The following is a 14,244-nucleotide window of genomic DNA, read 5'->3' on the forward strand; positions in this document are numbered from 1 at the left end:
TGTACTGCTACTTACCTGGGGAGTCCAGGTTGCCTGTGAGGTAGTGCTGGATGTTCGGGGCAACCAAGCGGACCACTTCCTCGCGTGGGGCGGACGCCAGGGGCTGTAGCCGGATCACGTATCGCGCCAGCATGAGGCCCACCACTTGGGTAGCCACCAGGTTTCCGCGCAGCCGCACTTCGGCGGCGGAGCCCGGCAAGCCCCCCATGATCCGTGGCAGGACCGCCCTGCTGACCACTTCCTTCATGAGCGCCGTCTTGGCCTTGGAGCCGATGGTTCCACGGGCGAAGGCCACCATGGCGTGCTGTGCCGGGCCTTCCCAGAGCTCCAGGACGGTGCGGACAATGACTTCAGCCCTCACCTGGGGGTCAGCGTTTTCGACGTCGGACAGGACCGCCGCGGGGTCTGCCGGCAATTCGACGCTTGCTGCGAACAGCTCGTCTTTGCCCTTGAAGAAGTGGTGCACCATGGCCGGATCCACGCCGGATTCGCGGGCTACCTGGCGCAGGCTTGTTCCATCGAACCCCTGCTCCGCGAAAAGCCCCCGTGCGGCAGCCAGTATGGCTTCCCTGGAGTGATCTTCCTGACTGCGTCGGCCGCGTCGTAGCTGCGGGAGGCTCATCGCGTTTGTCGCCGCAGGGTCAGCGACGCCAGGACCAATACGCCTACCACGATCGCAGCCATTACCGAGGCGTCCTGCCACATCGCCGACGTCGCCTCGGAATTGCCTGCGATCTCCTTCAGGGCGTCCACCGAGAAAGTCAGCGGCAGGACGCCCGAGATGCCGTCCAGGACCTCATTCATGTGCTCCCGCGCAACAAAGAGTCCGCACAGCAGGATCTGCGGAACAACCACTACCGGCATGAACTGCACGGCTTGGAACTCCGTCCGCGCGAACGCCGAACACAACAGGCCCAGGGCGACACCCAATACCGCGTTGATGACGGCGATCAGCACCACCAGGCCAGGGCTTCCCTTGATATCCAAGTCAAAGATCCAGTACGCCACCGCTGTGGCCACCAGGGACTGCAGGGCCGCCATGATGGAGAAGGCCAAGGCGTATCCGAACAGGAGATCGGCTTTGTGGATAGGAGTGGTGAGTAACCGCTCCAAGGTCCCGGAGGTGCGTTCCCGCAGCATGGTGATGGACGTCACCAGGAACATCACAACGAAGGGAAAGATCGCCAGCATCATCAGGCCCACACGGTCGAACGTGCGCGGTACCCCGGGCGGCAGGGATTCGTTCTCATAGAGGAAGTAGACGGCCGTCAGCAGGAGGGCGGGAACAACGAGGATCATTGCCACGCTTCGGTGGTCGTGACGCAGCTGGCCCAGGACCCGGGCGGTCGTAGCCAGCGTCATCCGGAGGTTCATGATGCCACCTGGTTTTCGTGCCGGCCACGGTCCGCAGCCCGGATGATGGTCAGGAACGCCCGCTCGAGGTCCACGCTCTGGCCGCGTTCGGCAAGTTCGGCCGGCGTGAGCTGGGCGAGCAGGAGTCCTTGCCTGAGCAACAGCAAGGTGGAGCAATGGGACGCTTCCTCCATGACGTGGCTGGAGACCAGCAGGGTTGTGCCGGCTGCGGCCATGGCGGCGAACCGCTCCCACAGTTCGGCCCGAAGAACGGGATCCAACCCCACCGTGGGCTCGTCCAGGACGAGGACTCTCGGGTGGGCCACCAGTGCGCAGGCCAACGACACCCGGCTGAACTGTCCACCTGAAAGATCGGCCGCCTTTTGCCGGGCAAGATCCCGAAGCCCGACGGCGGCAATCGCCTCGGCGGCGTCTGCCGCCGTCGCGCTGTGCATGGCGCCAAAATAGCGGACGTTCGCTTCGACGCTGAGGTCTCCATAGACGCTGGCGCCCTGGGTGACATATCCGACGTCGTGCCTGAGGAGGGCGCTGCCTGCGGCCTGTCCCAGCACGGTGATGGATCCGCGGGTGATCCGCTGGACTCCGACGATGGCGCGCATGAGCGTGGTCTTGCCGCTTCCCGAGGGGCCAAGCAGTCCTGCTACCTGCCCCGGCGCTACTGTGAAATCGAGGCCGCGGAGGACTCTGTTGCGGCCCAAGGAAACATGGAGATCCGTTGCTGCGATGGCAACAGCAGCAGGGGAGGGAGCGGCAGGTTGGGGAGTGCGCGACATGATGGCCTCACGAGCATCCGAAAATTCATCAAGTGATGAAATAACGGTAGAACTGCCGCTGATGAGTGGTCAAGGACTTTCTTCTCCATCGAAAGTACAAAAATCCTTGAAAACGTGTCGTCAATCACATAGGTTCATCCCTAACCGTGTCGTTGGGGCGCGGGTGATTATTGAGGGGAATCGTGACAATGGCAGTTGGCGTTGATCTTTCGAAGGCACTTGACAAGGCGTACGAGGACAAGACCCTGAAGGAAATTCTGGATGCATCTCCGGCCGCGTTGGCAGGTGTTACGGATGCCACGGCAAAGGCCTTGAAGGATTCCCTGGGTATCGACACCATCCGCGAGCTCGGCAGCAATAAGTTCTTCGCAGTCGCAGGCGTACTCGTCGCCCTGGAGGGCAAGACCAAGTAGTCCACGGATAAAGCCCGCGGCCGGCCGGCCGTTGAGCCACGCCATCGCAGGATGACCAGCCCACAGCGGCCAGGGGCTTCCGCTCGCGACGGCGTGGCTCTTCCGTGTGCGGGGCAACGAGGCTCCTAAGGCCGTCCGTTCAAGGCGCGAGGCCGTCAGCCGGTAGATTAGTACGCAGTTGTTTTGCCACATCTGCCAAAGAAACGGATACGTACCCGTGGTCCTTCGCCTTTCCCAGTTATTCCTGCGCACCCTGCGTGAAGATCCCGTCGACGCCGAGGTCGCCAGTCACAAGCTTCTGGTCCGCGCCGGCTATATCCGCCGTGCGGCTCCCGGTATCTACACCTGGCTCCCGCTGGGCCTGAGCGTCCTGCGCAAGGTTGAGGAAATCATCCGCCAGGAAATGTCCGCCATCGGAGCCCAGGAAGTCCACTTCCCGGCGTTGCTCCCGCGCGAACCCTACGAGGCCACCAACCGCTGGACCGAGTACGGCGAAGGCCTGTTCCGTCTCCAAGACCGTAAGGGCGCCGACTACCTCCTTGCCCCCACGCACGAAGAAATGTTCACGCTGCTGGTGAAGGATCTGTACTCCTCGTACAAGGACCTGCCGCTGAGCCTGTACCAGATCCAGAACAAGTACCGTGATGAAGCACGTCCCCGCGCCGGGCTCCTCCGCGGCCGGGAATTCATCATGAAGGATTCCTACTCCTTTGACGTTGACGACGCCGGTTTGGACGCCAGTTACGCCGCCCACCGTGCTGCGTACCTGAAGATCTTCGAGCGCCTGGGCCTGGAAGTCATTCCGGTTGCCGCCACCGCCGGTGCCATGGGTGGTTCCAAGAGCGAGGAATTCCTGTTCCCCACCGAGATCGGCGAGGACACCTTCGTTCGCTCGGCCGGTGGATACTACGCCAACGTGGAAGCCGTCACCACGGTTGTTCCGGCGGACATCGACTTCACGAACGCTCCGGCAGCCGAAGTCCTTGATACGCCGAACACGCCGACCATCGATACCCTGGTCGCGGCAGCCAACCAGCTGGCTCCGCGCAGCGAGGCCGACGGCGGCGCATGGACTGCCGCCGATACCCTCAAGAACGTGGTCCTTGCCGTGACGCTGCCCACCGGTGAGCGCCAGATCGTCGTCATCGGCGTACCGGGCGACCGGGCCGTGGACCTCAAGCGCGTGGAAGCCAACATCGGTTCCCACCTGCCGATCGCCGGTGAGATCGGCCTCGAGGCCGCCAACGAAGAGGACCTCAAGAAACTCCCATGGCTGGTCAAGGGCTACATCGGCCCTGGCTTGTCCCTGGACCAGCCTGTGCTGGGTCTTGAGGGGTCCTCCAAGGTGCTGTTCCTCGTGGATCCCCGCGTGGTTTCCGGCACCCGCTGGGTCACCGGCGCCAACGCTGAAGGCAAGCACGTCTTCGGCCTGGTGGCCGGCCGCGACTTCACCTGGGACGGCGTCATCGAAAGCACCGAAGTGCGCGCGGGCGATCCTGCGCCGGATGGCTCGGGACCCCTGGAAACCGCTCGTGGCATAGAGATGGGCCACATCTTCCAGCTTGGCCGCAAATATGCCGAAGCCCTCGACCTGAAGGTCCTGGACCAGAACGGCAAGCAGGTGGTGGTCACGATGGGTTCCTATGGCGTTGGTGTTACCCGTGCCGTGGCGGCCCTGGCTGAAGCCAACCATGACGAGCGCGGCATCGTGTGGCCGCGCTCGGTTGCTCCGGCAGACGTCCACGTGGTGGCCGTTGGCCGCGGCGACGACATCTTTGATGCTGCCGAGAAGCTCTCCATTGAACTCGAGGCCGCAGGCCTGGAGGTCATCTTCGACGACCGTCCGAAGGTTTCACCAGGCGTGAAATTCGGTGATGCCGAGCTCGTAGGCGTTCCCACCATCCTGGCCGTTGGCCGTGGACTCGTGGACGGCGTCGTGGAAATCAAGGACCGCCGCAGCGGTGACGCCGAGAACATCCCGGTGGACAAGGCCGTGGATTACGTGGTCAACGCCGTACGCTCCCGGTGATTTCCGGCTTCGAATCGATCCAGCTCACCACCATCATCCTGATCGTGGTGGCTGGATTCGCAGCCGGTTGGATCGATGCAGTCGTTGGTGGCGGGGGACTGATCCAGCTCCCCGCCCTTCTGCTGGTACCGGGCATCAGCCCTGTCCAGGCGCTGGCGACCAACAAAATGGGGTCCATCTTCGGGACCACCACCAGCGCGGTGACGTACTACCGCCGTGTTGGTCCGGACCTCAAGACCGCGATTCCCATGGCTGTGATTGCTTTGGCCGGAAGCTTCGGCGGCGCCATCCTGGCCGCGTCCTTGCCGGCAAGCGTCTTCAAGCCGATCATCGTGCTGGCGCTGGTCGCCGTCGCAATTTTCACCGCGATGCGTCCCAGTGCAGGTGAGCTGACGGCACTGCGCCACGATGGCCACAAACACTATGTCGTGGCCTGCCTGATCGGCGGCGTCATTGGTTTTTATGACGGCCTGATCGGCCCGGGAACGGGCTCGTTCCTGGTCATTGCCCTGGTTTCGGCCATGGGTTACGCCTTCCTTGAAGCGAGCGCCAAGGCGAAGATCGTGAATATGGCAACCAACGCAGGGGCGCTGATCTTCTTCCTGCCGCACGGCTCGCTCCTCTGGGGCGTAGGCCTGGTCCTGGGCCTCGCCAACATGGCCGGAGGCTATCTGGGTGCCAGGACAGCCGTGGCCAGGGGGAGCAAGTTCGTACGCCTCGTCTTCCTGGTGGTGGTCGCCGCGTTGATCGTCAAACTTGGCGCGGACGTCTGGAACGAGAACTTCGCCTAAGGAACCGCGGCGCAGTCCGGCCCCACACTCCGGGCTGTTCTCCTCAGCTTTCGAGTTCTCCCGGATCCGGAAGATCGTGTGCCCGGGGAAGGTTGTCCAGGGTCCGGCCCGCCATGGTGCTTGCCACCCAGAGGGACCGTGCCAGGTCACCGCCGTGTCCGGGTTTGGCTGCGTACCACAAAGCGTTTTCCACTTCGCGGGCGATGCTCCACTGCTCCGCAATCCCGGGGTCGAGACCGGCTGCGAGGCTGAAGTCATGGCATCGCTCGCGAAGGGCTGCTTCAGGATCTGCCAAGGAAAGGTCCGAAAGGCGGTTCCAGAGGATCGGTGCTACGGCAAATTCGGCCTCGCCGATCTGAGGTTGGGGATCAATGGCGAGGTAGCTTCCACGCGCCTGCTGGTCTGTGGTGGTGGCGAGGATGTTCATGAAGTGCAGATCCGTGTGGACCAGCACGTCTTTGCCTGAACGGCGGCCTACGGCTCCGCGGGTTTGGCACACCTCGAGGGCCGCCTCCAGCAGCCACCGGGGGAAGGGGCGGTCGAGGCGTTCCCACTCTGCGGGGAGCTCGTCGCTCCAACGCTCCGCGGTCGCGGCGATATGGTCGAAGGCCTGCCATTCACGTCCCTCGCCCGGCTGTATGGAGAGTTCCCGCACGATGCGGCCCCACGAGTCCACGGCCTGGTCCATCGGCACGTCCTGAAGCCCATGGATGGCGTCCAGCCGCTCCAACAGCATGGAGCAGCTGGCGGCGTCGGAAGCCAGGAGCCGGACGGCCCCACGCCCTTCCCAGAGTGCCAGCGCGTGCCGTTCTGCCCGTGCTTCGTCGTGCGGGAAGGCAATCTTCAGGGCGGCCGGCGCGGCACCATGCCGGCGGACGGGCACCACCAACGCGCCGTGGCCGTTCCATGGCTCGGCGCCGGGCGCCAGGTCCACAGAGAGTTCCCAGCGATCCAGGGCACCGGAGATGAGGCCCGGCAGGCTGGCCAGCCAGTCCCGGCCCGCTGAGTCACGGTTATACCGGGCGTGCAGGGCGCCCGGAATAGGAATCATCGCGTGAAGGGTCACGCGAACAGCCTAACTCTGCGGGAATGGACGGCCCCTAGAAAACGCCGCTGGCGCCCAAGAGCGTTCCGATGGAGAACGTAGCGGCCAGTGCGAGCGCTCCACCCAGCACTACGCGGACCGCAGCCCGGACACGGGAAGCCCCGCCGATCCAGGCCCCAATTGCTCCTGTGATGGCCAAGGCCACAAGCACCGCAACGAACGTCAGCGGTACGCGCATCTCCGCGGGCGGAAGGAGGATTGCCAGCATCGGGAGCACTGCCCCCAAGGTGAACGCCACAGCGGAGGCCAAAGCGGCATTCCATGGGCTCACGATGTCGTCTTCGTGAATGTTCAGCTCGGCGGACAGGTGGGCAGCCAAAGCATCGTGCTCGGTCAGTTCTTCGGCGACAGTCCTGGCCGTCTTGGCGCTCAGCCCCTTGGACTCGTAGATCGCGGCGAGCTCGTTAAGTTCGTCTTCGGGTTGCTCGGCGAGTTCCCGGCGTTCCTTCTCGATCAGGGCCTTTTGGGTGTCGCTCTGGCTGCTGACGGAAACGTACTCGCCCAGGGCCATGGAGATTGCACCACCCACCAAACCCGCTGTTCCGGCAGCCAGGATGCTGCCCGTGTTGGTGGTGGCACCCGCCACGCCCACCACGATCGCGGCGACCGACACGATTCCGTCATTGGCGCCCAGCACCCCGGCCCGCAACCAGTTCAGCCGGTGGGCCAGATCGTCCCGGTGCGGTTCATTCTCATGGGTGGTGGCAGTTTCCGTTGAAGCCATGTTCCTAGCCAAGCACCCGGCGACGACGTTGGCCAGCATGGCTAGGCTCGCCTATCCACCCCGCGCCCGTGCGGTCGCTTATCCGCCGGTGGATGCCTGGGCGCGGGAGGAAACAGCGCCCGGAGTGGGCAGGGACGGCAAGGTATCGGCGTCGAGCTTGAGTCCAGGCAGTGCGGGAAGGGAGGCACCCCAGGCGACGCTCCTGCGGGCCGCCGCCAGAAGGCCGTCCACGGCCCACCCGCGGGTCTCACCGGTGGACAACGCCACCAAGTCCCCGAAGCCCGGCAATGACGACGTTTCCAAGGCGGCGAGGGCCGTAGCGGGATCCTGCGCAAACAGCTCCGGAAGCTGATAGCCGGCCGTTGTGGCTGGGACGTCCCCGCAATTGGCACGGGTCAGCGCTTCTGCCTGCCGAAGCAAAAGGACGTGCACTTCCAAACCCCTTGCCGCAGCGGTGCCGGCACTGTTCTCCAGCCTTTTCAGGGCGACCTGGTAGGCGTACACCGCTTCTTGTTGTGAACGGACTGCCGCAGCAAGCGCAGCATCGGTAGTTGCCGACGAGGGCTCCGGTGTGGGGCTGACTGAGGGACAGGATGCCGCGGTTGGCGTCGCCGCCGGAACCGTCGAAGCAAGCAGTGTCTTGCTGTCCGCCGGCGGCTCCACGGGCGACGGTAATTGCCACTGGGCAGCAAGTGTCTCAGCGTGGAGCAGTTGGGCGGTGCCGACGGAGGCCAGCAGGCGGGCAATCCCGCCGTCGGCTTCCCGTGCAGCCGCAAGGCGTTTCCGGCCGCTCAGAGCGAGCTCTTCAACCAGGGAAGCGCGTGTTGCCGGTGCGACTGATGCGGTTTTCGTAGCTGGTGTGGCCTGGGGAGTGGGATGGGTGGCAGCTGCGCCGTTAGCATCTTCCGGAACCATCAGTGCCCGCGCGTGGGTTGTCAGCAATGTCACAAGACCGCCAAGGCCCGGGTTTTTGGCGTCCTTCCCCTCGGCTTCCGCGAGGGCTTGGGCTGCTTCGAGCAAAGCCGCGGCCTCTTTCGCGGCATCAGTGCGGGCAGCTTCGGAGAACGAAACGGGCGGAGGAGTCCCGGAATCGCGCGGAATCAGCACCATCCCGGTGCCAGCCACCAGCAAAGCCACCACGGCAACCAGCAGAACCCTGCCCCATGCTGGTGTTCGTCGTTTTTCGCTTGTTTGCCCGTTCACAACACACCATGGTGTCACGCGGGCAGGCAACTCCGTGCACCATGTTCCCGGGATAATCGTTAGGCTAGTAGTCACAACAACATCTATCGGGAGGCGGCGGGCAACGTGAGTGACTCGGAAGCCACGACTTCAACAGACCGTTCTGAATCGAACTCAACGGCCACCATCCACAACCCGGAAGAGAGCAGGCTCAAGGCGCTGCTCGAACCGGCTGTCCTCGCCAGCAGGCTCTACCTCGAGGATGTTTCCATCCACGTTGCCGGAAAACACCGCACTGTCCACGTCGTCGTGGACCTTCCCCAGGAAGAAACCGGCGGTGTCAGCCTTGACGCCATTGCGGAGGTTTCCCGGGGCCTGTCGGATATTCTGGACAACGATCCCCATGATGACGGACGTCCCTACGACCTCGAGGTTTCCTCGCCGGGAGTGGGACGCCCCCTGACCGAACCCCGCCACTGGCACCGCGCCCGTGGCCGAATGGTGCGGGTCAACGTCATCCAGGGAGACAACCTGCTGGGACGAATCACCTCCGTCGGTGACAACGACGTGACGATCATTCCCGAGCACGAAGTCAAGAAGGGCATGAAGCCCAAGCAGGGCGACCCCATCACTATTCCTTTCGACAGGATCCGCCATGGAAAAGTCGAGATTGAATTCAGCCACCTCCACGAGGCTGCGCTGGAAGACGAGCACAACGGACCTTCCGAGGAGGCCTAATGGATATTGACATGAGCGCACTGAGACTCCTGGAGCGTGAGCGTGAAATCCCGCTGGATCTCCTGATTCCGACCATCGAGCAGGCCTTGTTGGTGGCGTACCACAAGACCCCCGGCGCCTTTGAGAAGGCCCGCGCCGAGCTGGACCGCAAGAGCGGACACGTGACCATCTGGGCCACCGAGATTGACGACGACGGCGAGCCCATCGGCGAGTTCGAAGACACCCCGGCCGGCTTCGGACGCATCGCAGCAAGCACTGCGCGCCAGATCATCCTGCAGCGCCTCCGTGACGTTGAGGACGACAACGTGCTGGGCGAATTCAAGGGCCGTGAGGGTGAGCTCGTTGCCGGAATGATCCAGCAGGGCAACAACCCCCACATGATCCAGGTCAACCTCGGAACCGTGGAAGCCCTGCTTCCCCCGCCCGAACAGGTTCCCGGTGAAAAGTACCTGCACGGAAGCCGCCTGCGTGCCTTCGTCGTGGACGTCCACCGCGGCGCCAAGGGTCCCTCCATCACCCTTTCCCGGTCGCATCCCGGCCTGGTCCGCAAGCTCTTCGAAATGGAAGTTCCGGAGATCGCGGACCACTCCGTCGAGATCGTGGCGCTGGCCCGTGAGGCCGGCCACCGCACCAAAATCGCAGTGAAAGCGAACATCCCGGGCGTCAACGCCAAGGGTGCCTGCATCGGTGAAATGGGCTCCCGCGTCCGCGCGGTCATGACTGAGCTGAACGACGAGAAGATCGACATCGTGGACTTCAGCGACGACCCGGCAACGTTCATCGCGAACTCGCTGTCGCCGTCGCGGGTGAATTCGGTCACAATCACCGACGAGGCGACCCGGTCGGCCCGCGTGGTCGTGCCGGACTACCAGCTTTCGCTGGCGATCGGCAAAGAAGGCCAGAACGCCCGGCTCGCAGCCAAGCTGACTGGATGGCGGATCGATATCGTTTCGGACGCAGCCCCGGCGAAATCCGAATAGCGGCAGAACCGGCGGCATCGGCCGCCGGTTTCGCGCCGCCCTCCCGGCGCTCCTGGTTTCAGGAGTCAGGGGCCGGGGGGCTAGACTAGATGGAACCGGGCTTACGTCCGGTATCCGCGCGCTTTGGCGTGCCTCAGCTGCATCTGCAGGACCGGGGCCGCCGGCGCCAGTAACGTAAGGCAGGTTGGACACGTCGTGGCTGAACTGCTTGAACACGGCCAGGGGCCTGTTCGCACGTGCATCGGATGCCGGAAGCAAGGCTCCCGGTCCGAGCTTGTCCGGCTGGTCGCCCAAGGCAGCGGTTCATCCGCTGTCCTCGTCGATGTTCGACGCCGGATGGCCGGCAGGGGTGCGTGGCTGCACCCCAACGAAAAGTGCCTGGCATTGGCGATCAAGCGTCGCGCTTTCGGAAGGGCCCTTGCGGGCGCTACCGAAACGGACGCCGTCGAACGCTACCTGATGCCGGGTACGCCACTTGTGGAGGCCCCGGCAGCCGCAGGAAAACCGTCCAAACCTGAAAGCGGGTCAGAAAACTGATGGAAACCCGATGAGTTCCCAGCGATGAGTGCGTAACGATGACAACTTTGTTGCGCTCTGCAATGGGCCTTTCAATCGCGCAAGCGGCGAAGGCCCGCAGTAAGAAGTAGACGGTTCGTGCCTGGCTCGGTGCGGACCGAGACAGGAGAAATGTGGCCAAGGTCCGCGTACATGAGCTCGCCAAAGAGCTCGGTATTACTTCCAAAGATGCAGTAACCAAACTGCAGGAATTGGGCGAATTCGTTCGCTCCGCCTCTTCCACCATTGAGGCCCCCGTCGTGAAGAAGCTTCGCGACGCCTACCCGGGTGCCGGCGCTGCAAAGTCCGCCGCTCCCGCTGCCGCTCCGGCGGCAACCCGTCCAGCAGCAGCATCCCGTCCGGCTGCCCCGGCTCCGGGCCCTGCAGCGCCGAAGGCTCCGGCCCCGGCACCCGCAGCTCCCGCTCCGGCAGCTCCGGCTCCGGCAGCCCCCGCTGCTCCCGCCGCATCCACCCCGGTTTCGGCAAAGCCCGGTGCCCGTCCTGCTCCCAAGGCAGAGACTCCGGCTCCGGCACGCCAAGGCGGCCAGGCTCCCCGTCCGGGCGGTCCCCGTCCCGGCAACAACCCGTTTGCCACGTCGCAGGGCATGCCCCGCGGCCGTGGTGGCGATGGCGATCGTCCGCCGCGTCCGGGCAACAATCCGTTTGCACCGTCGCAGGGCATGCCCCGCGGTGAACGCCGCAATGACGGCGAACGCCCCGGTGGCCCGCGTCCCGCAGCCGGTGCAGGCGGTCCCCGTCCCGCAGCAGGTACCGGTGGACCCCGTCCGGGTGCTCCGCGTCCCGGCGCACCCCGTCCGGGCGCTCCGCGTCCTGCCGGCGGCCCCGGTGGCGGAAACCGTCCGACTCCGGGCATGATGCCCAACCGCACTGAGCGTCCGGCTCCGGGTGGCGCAGGCCGTCCCGGTGGCGCTGGTCGTCCGGGTGGCGGACCGGGTCGTCCCGGTGGCGCTCCAGGTTCGGGCACTGGCGGCGGAGCTCCCGCCGGCGGTGGCTTCGGCAAGGGTGGCCGCGGTCGCGGTGGCACCCAGGGTGCCTTCGGCAAGGGCGGCGCCGGTCGTGGCAAGCAGCGCAAGTCGAAGCGTGCAAAGCGCCAGGAACTGGAGCAGATGAGTGCTCCGTCGCTGGGCGGCGTATCAGTACCCCGCGGTGACGGTGAGACCATCATCCGCCTGCGTCGTGGTTCGTCCATCACGGACTTCGCCGAGAAGATCGACGCGAACCCCGCATCGCTGGTAACCGTGCTGTTCCACCTTGGTGAGATGGCTACGGCTACGCAGTCCCTCGACGAGGACACCTTTGGCTTGCTTGGCGCCGAACTTGGCTACAAGCTCCAGGTTGTTTCGCCGGAAGACGAAGAGCGTGAGCTTCTGGACCAGTTCGACATCAACATCCAGGACGAACTCGACGCCGAAGGCGACGACGTCCTTGAGCCCCGCGCACCGGTTGTTACGGTCATGGGTCACGTTGACCACGGTAAGACCCGTCTGTTGGACGCCATCCGCAACTCCAACGTTGTGGCCGGCGAGCACGGTGGCATCACCCAGCACATCGGTGCCTACCAGATCAGCCACGTCCACGAGGGCACTGCCCGCGACATCACCTTCATTGACACCCCCGGTCACGAGGCCTTCACGGCCATGCGTGCCCGTGGTGCCAAGGTCACCGACATCGCGATCCTGGTTGTTGCAGCCGACGACGGCGTTATGCCGCAGACGGTGGAAGCGCTCAACCACGCACAGGCAGCAAACGTGCCGATCGTCGTCGCAGTGAACAAGATCGACAAGGAAGGCGCCAACCCTGACAAGGTCAAGGGCCAGCTGACCGAGTACGGCCTGGTTCCCGAAGAATACGGTGGCGACACCATGTTCGTTGAGGTCTCCGCACGCCAGAACCTCAACATCGACGAACTGATCGACGCAGTCCTGCTGACGGCCGATGCCGCCCTGGACCTGCGTGCCAACCCGGACAAGGACGCTCGAGGCATTGCCATCGAAGCGAACCTGGACAAGGGCCGCGGTGCTGTTGCTACCGTCCTGGTCCAGTCCGGCACCTTGGCTGTCGGCGACACGATCGTTGCCGGTACGGCCCACGGCCGTGTCCGTGCCATGTTCGACGAGAACGGTGAGGCACTCGATGTCGCACTGCCGTCCCGCCCCGTCCAGGTCCTGGGTCTGTCCAACGTGCCGCGTGCAGGTGACACCTTCCTGGTGACCCCTGACGAGCGTACGGCCCGCCAGATCGCTGAGAAGCGTGAAGCTGCCGACCGAAACGCGGCCCTGGCCAAGCGTCGCAAGCGCATCAGCCTGGAAGACTTCGACCAGGCCGTTGCCGAAGGCAAGATCGACACCCTCAACCTCATCCTCAAGGGTGACGTATCCGGTGCCGTGGAAGCCCTCGAGGACGCCTTGCTCAAGATCGACGTTGGAGACGACGACGTTCAGCTCCGTGTCATCCACCGCGGTGTGGGTGCCATCACGCAGAACGACGTCAACCTGGCAACAGTGGACAACGCCATCATCATCGGCTTCAACGTCAAGCCCGCCGAGCGTGTGGCTGAACTGGCTGACCGTGAAGGCGTGGACATGCGCTTCTACTCCGTCATCTACGCAGCAATCGATGACATTGAGATGGCTCTCAAGGGCATGCTCAAGCCGGAGTACGAAGAAGTCCAGCTCGGTACTGCCGAGGTCCGCGAAGTCTTCCGTTCTTCCAAGTTCGGCAACATCGCAGGTTCGATCGTCCGCTCGGGCATCATCCGCCGTAACTCGAAGGCCCGTGTCACCCGCGACGGCAAGATCATCGGTGACAACCTCACCGTTGAGACGCTCAAGCGCTTCAAGGATGACGCCACTGAAGTCCGTACGGACTTCGAGTGTGGTATCGGTCTTGGTTCCTTCAATGACATCAGCGAAGGCGACATCATCGAGACCTTCGAAATGCGCGAGAAGCCGCGCGTCTAGGTTCCGCATGGAACGGGTCCGTCGGGTAGCCCCGGCGGACCCGTTCCGTTCCCCGTTTCTACTTTCCAGGAGGAAGTCATGGCTGATCCCGCACGCGCTGCCAAGCTGGCACAGCGGATCAAGGTGGTCGTCGCCGAGGCCCTCGGGCGCCGGGTCAAGGATCCGCGCGTCGAGTCCATCACGGTCACCGACGCCCGCGTCACCAACGACCTTCAGCACGCCACCATCTACTACACCGTCTTTGGCGATGAAGTCGCGCACGCTGATGCCGCGCGGGCTTTGGAGAAGGCAAAGGGTGTGCTGCGCCAGGAAGTTGGCCGCAATATCACAGTGAGGCTCACTCCGACCCTCGAATTCGTGGCGGACCAGATCCCGGTCAACGCCTCGAACCTCGAGGAACTGCTGCGTGAAGCCAAGCGTCGCGACGCCGAGGTAGCCGCACTGGCTGCCAGCGCCAAGCACGCCGGCGAAGCAGACCCGTACAAGGGCGACGCCCCGGAGGATATCGACGAGGACGACTTCGACGAAGAGAACACCGACCTCTCCGGCGACAACGAGCTCGACGAAGACGCCAACCGCTAGTACCCCAAGTTTTTGTA

14 protein-coding genes are annotated in these 14,244 nt (G+C 64.3%); 8 read left to right on the forward strand and 6 right to left on the reverse strand.

The genetic code is table 11. The features are described 5' to 3' along the window. Nucleotides 1–7: 7 nt before the first annotated feature. The 3 genes from ACNAOU_RS07810 to ACNAOU_RS07820 are packed head-to-tail and all read right to left on the reverse strand — an operon-like array spanning nucleotide 8 to nucleotide 2,147. On the reverse strand, nucleotides 8–622 hold the full coding sequence (locus ACNAOU_RS07810) for a TetR/AcrR family transcriptional regulator (protein ID WP_189075805.1): 615 nt from the start codon (nucleotides 620–622) through the stop codon (nucleotides 8–10). After that, nucleotides 619–1,362, reverse strand: a complete 744-nt coding sequence (locus ACNAOU_RS07815; protein WP_209783762.1) for an ABC transporter permease — start codon at nucleotides 1,360–1,362, stop codon at nucleotides 619–621. Before ACNAOU_RS07815 ends, ACNAOU_RS07810 begins: the two co-directional genes overlap by 4 nt. An 8-nt stretch (nucleotides 1,363–1,370) precedes the next feature. After that, nucleotides 1,371–2,147, reverse strand: coding sequence for an ABC transporter ATP-binding protein (locus tag ACNAOU_RS07820; protein ID WP_422758383.1), 777 nt, complete (start codon nucleotides 2,145–2,147; stop codon nucleotides 1,371–1,373). 188 nt (nucleotides 2,148–2,335) lie between these two features. Here ACNAOU_RS07820 and ACNAOU_RS07825 point away from each other — a divergent pair, with 188 nt between their 5' ends. The 3 genes from ACNAOU_RS07825 to ACNAOU_RS07835 all read left to right on the forward strand — a co-directional run bounded on the left by ACNAOU_RS07825 (nucleotide 2,336) and on the right by ACNAOU_RS07835 (nucleotide 5,380). Continuing rightward, nucleotides 2,336–2,560, forward strand: a complete 225-nt coding sequence (locus ACNAOU_RS07825; RefSeq protein ID WP_018779033.1) for a hypothetical protein — start codon at nucleotides 2,336–2,338, stop codon at nucleotides 2,558–2,560. A gap of 217 nt (nucleotides 2,561–2,777) precedes the next feature. Continuing rightward, the gene (locus tag ACNAOU_RS07830; protein ID WP_354628155.1) at nucleotides 2,778–4,589 is read left to right on the forward strand and encodes a proline--tRNA ligase; all 1,812 of its coding nucleotides are present in this window, start codon (nucleotides 2,778–2,780) and stop codon (nucleotides 4,587–4,589) included. Beyond that, nucleotides 4,586–5,380, forward strand: coding sequence for a sulfite exporter TauE/SafE family protein (locus ACNAOU_RS07835; RefSeq protein WP_018779035.1), 795 nt, complete (start codon nucleotides 4,586–4,588; stop codon nucleotides 5,378–5,380). The genes ACNAOU_RS07830 and ACNAOU_RS07835 overlap by 4 nt, the downstream gene beginning before the upstream one ends. A 43-nt stretch (nucleotides 5,381–5,423) precedes the next feature. Here ACNAOU_RS07835 and ACNAOU_RS07840 read toward each other — a convergent pair whose 3' ends face one another. The 3 genes from ACNAOU_RS07840 to ACNAOU_RS07850 all read right to left on the reverse strand — a co-directional run bounded on the left by ACNAOU_RS07840 (nucleotide 5,424) and on the right by ACNAOU_RS07850 (nucleotide 8,412). Beyond that, nucleotides 5,424–6,431 (reverse strand): aminoglycoside phosphotransferase family protein, encoded by a 1,008-nt coding sequence (locus ACNAOU_RS07840; RefSeq protein WP_422758666.1) that lies wholly within the window; start codon nucleotides 6,429–6,431, stop codon nucleotides 5,424–5,426. A 49-nt stretch (nucleotides 6,432–6,480) separates the two neighbouring features. After that, nucleotides 6,481–7,209 (reverse strand): VIT1/CCC1 transporter family protein, encoded by a 729-nt coding sequence (locus tag ACNAOU_RS07845; RefSeq protein ID WP_018779037.1) that lies wholly within the window; start codon nucleotides 7,207–7,209, stop codon nucleotides 6,481–6,483. 78 nt (nucleotides 7,210–7,287) lie between these two features. After that, nucleotides 7,288–8,412 carry a DUF4439 domain-containing protein gene (locus ACNAOU_RS07850; RefSeq protein WP_422758384.1) on the reverse strand — a complete coding sequence of 375 codons (1,125 nt, stop codon included), beginning with the start codon at nucleotides 8,410–8,412 and terminating at the stop codon, nucleotides 7,288–7,290. 105 nt (nucleotides 8,413–8,517) lie between these two features. Here ACNAOU_RS07850 and rimP point away from each other — a divergent pair, with 105 nt between their 5' ends. From rimP to rbfA, 5 genes are all read left to right on the forward strand, one after another. Next, the gene (gene rimP, locus ACNAOU_RS07855; protein WP_018779039.1) at nucleotides 8,518–9,129 is read left to right on the forward strand and encodes a ribosome maturation factor RimP; all 612 of its coding nucleotides are present in this window, start codon (nucleotides 8,518–8,520) and stop codon (nucleotides 9,127–9,129) included. Beyond that, nucleotides 9,129–10,109 carry a transcription termination factor NusA gene (nusA, locus tag ACNAOU_RS07860; protein WP_055977942.1) on the forward strand — a complete coding sequence of 327 codons (981 nt, stop codon included), beginning with the start codon at nucleotides 9,129–9,131 and terminating at the stop codon, nucleotides 10,107–10,109. The genes rimP and nusA overlap by 1 nt, the downstream gene beginning before the upstream one ends. A gap of 195 nt (nucleotides 10,110–10,304) precedes the next feature. Beyond that, entirely contained in the window at nucleotides 10,305–10,646 is a 342-nt protein-coding gene (locus tag ACNAOU_RS07865) for a YlxR family protein (RefSeq protein WP_039240583.1), read from the forward strand. A gap of 152 nt (nucleotides 10,647–10,798) precedes the next feature. Further along, the gene (infB, locus tag ACNAOU_RS07870; protein ID WP_055977936.1) at nucleotides 10,799–13,645 is read left to right on the forward strand and encodes a translation initiation factor IF-2; all 2,847 of its coding nucleotides are present in this window, start codon (nucleotides 10,799–10,801) and stop codon (nucleotides 13,643–13,645) included. 78 nt (nucleotides 13,646–13,723) lie between these two features. Continuing rightward, nucleotides 13,724–14,227, forward strand: a complete 504-nt coding sequence (gene rbfA, locus ACNAOU_RS07875; protein ID WP_018779043.1) for a 30S ribosome-binding factor RbfA — start codon at nucleotides 13,724–13,726, stop codon at nucleotides 14,225–14,227. Nucleotides 14,228–14,244 lie beyond the last annotated feature (17 nt).

The organism is Paenarthrobacter sp. C1, assembly GCF_049315185.1.
GTDB lineage: Bacteria > Actinomycetota > Actinomycetes > Actinomycetales > Micrococcaceae > Arthrobacter > Arthrobacter nicotinovorans.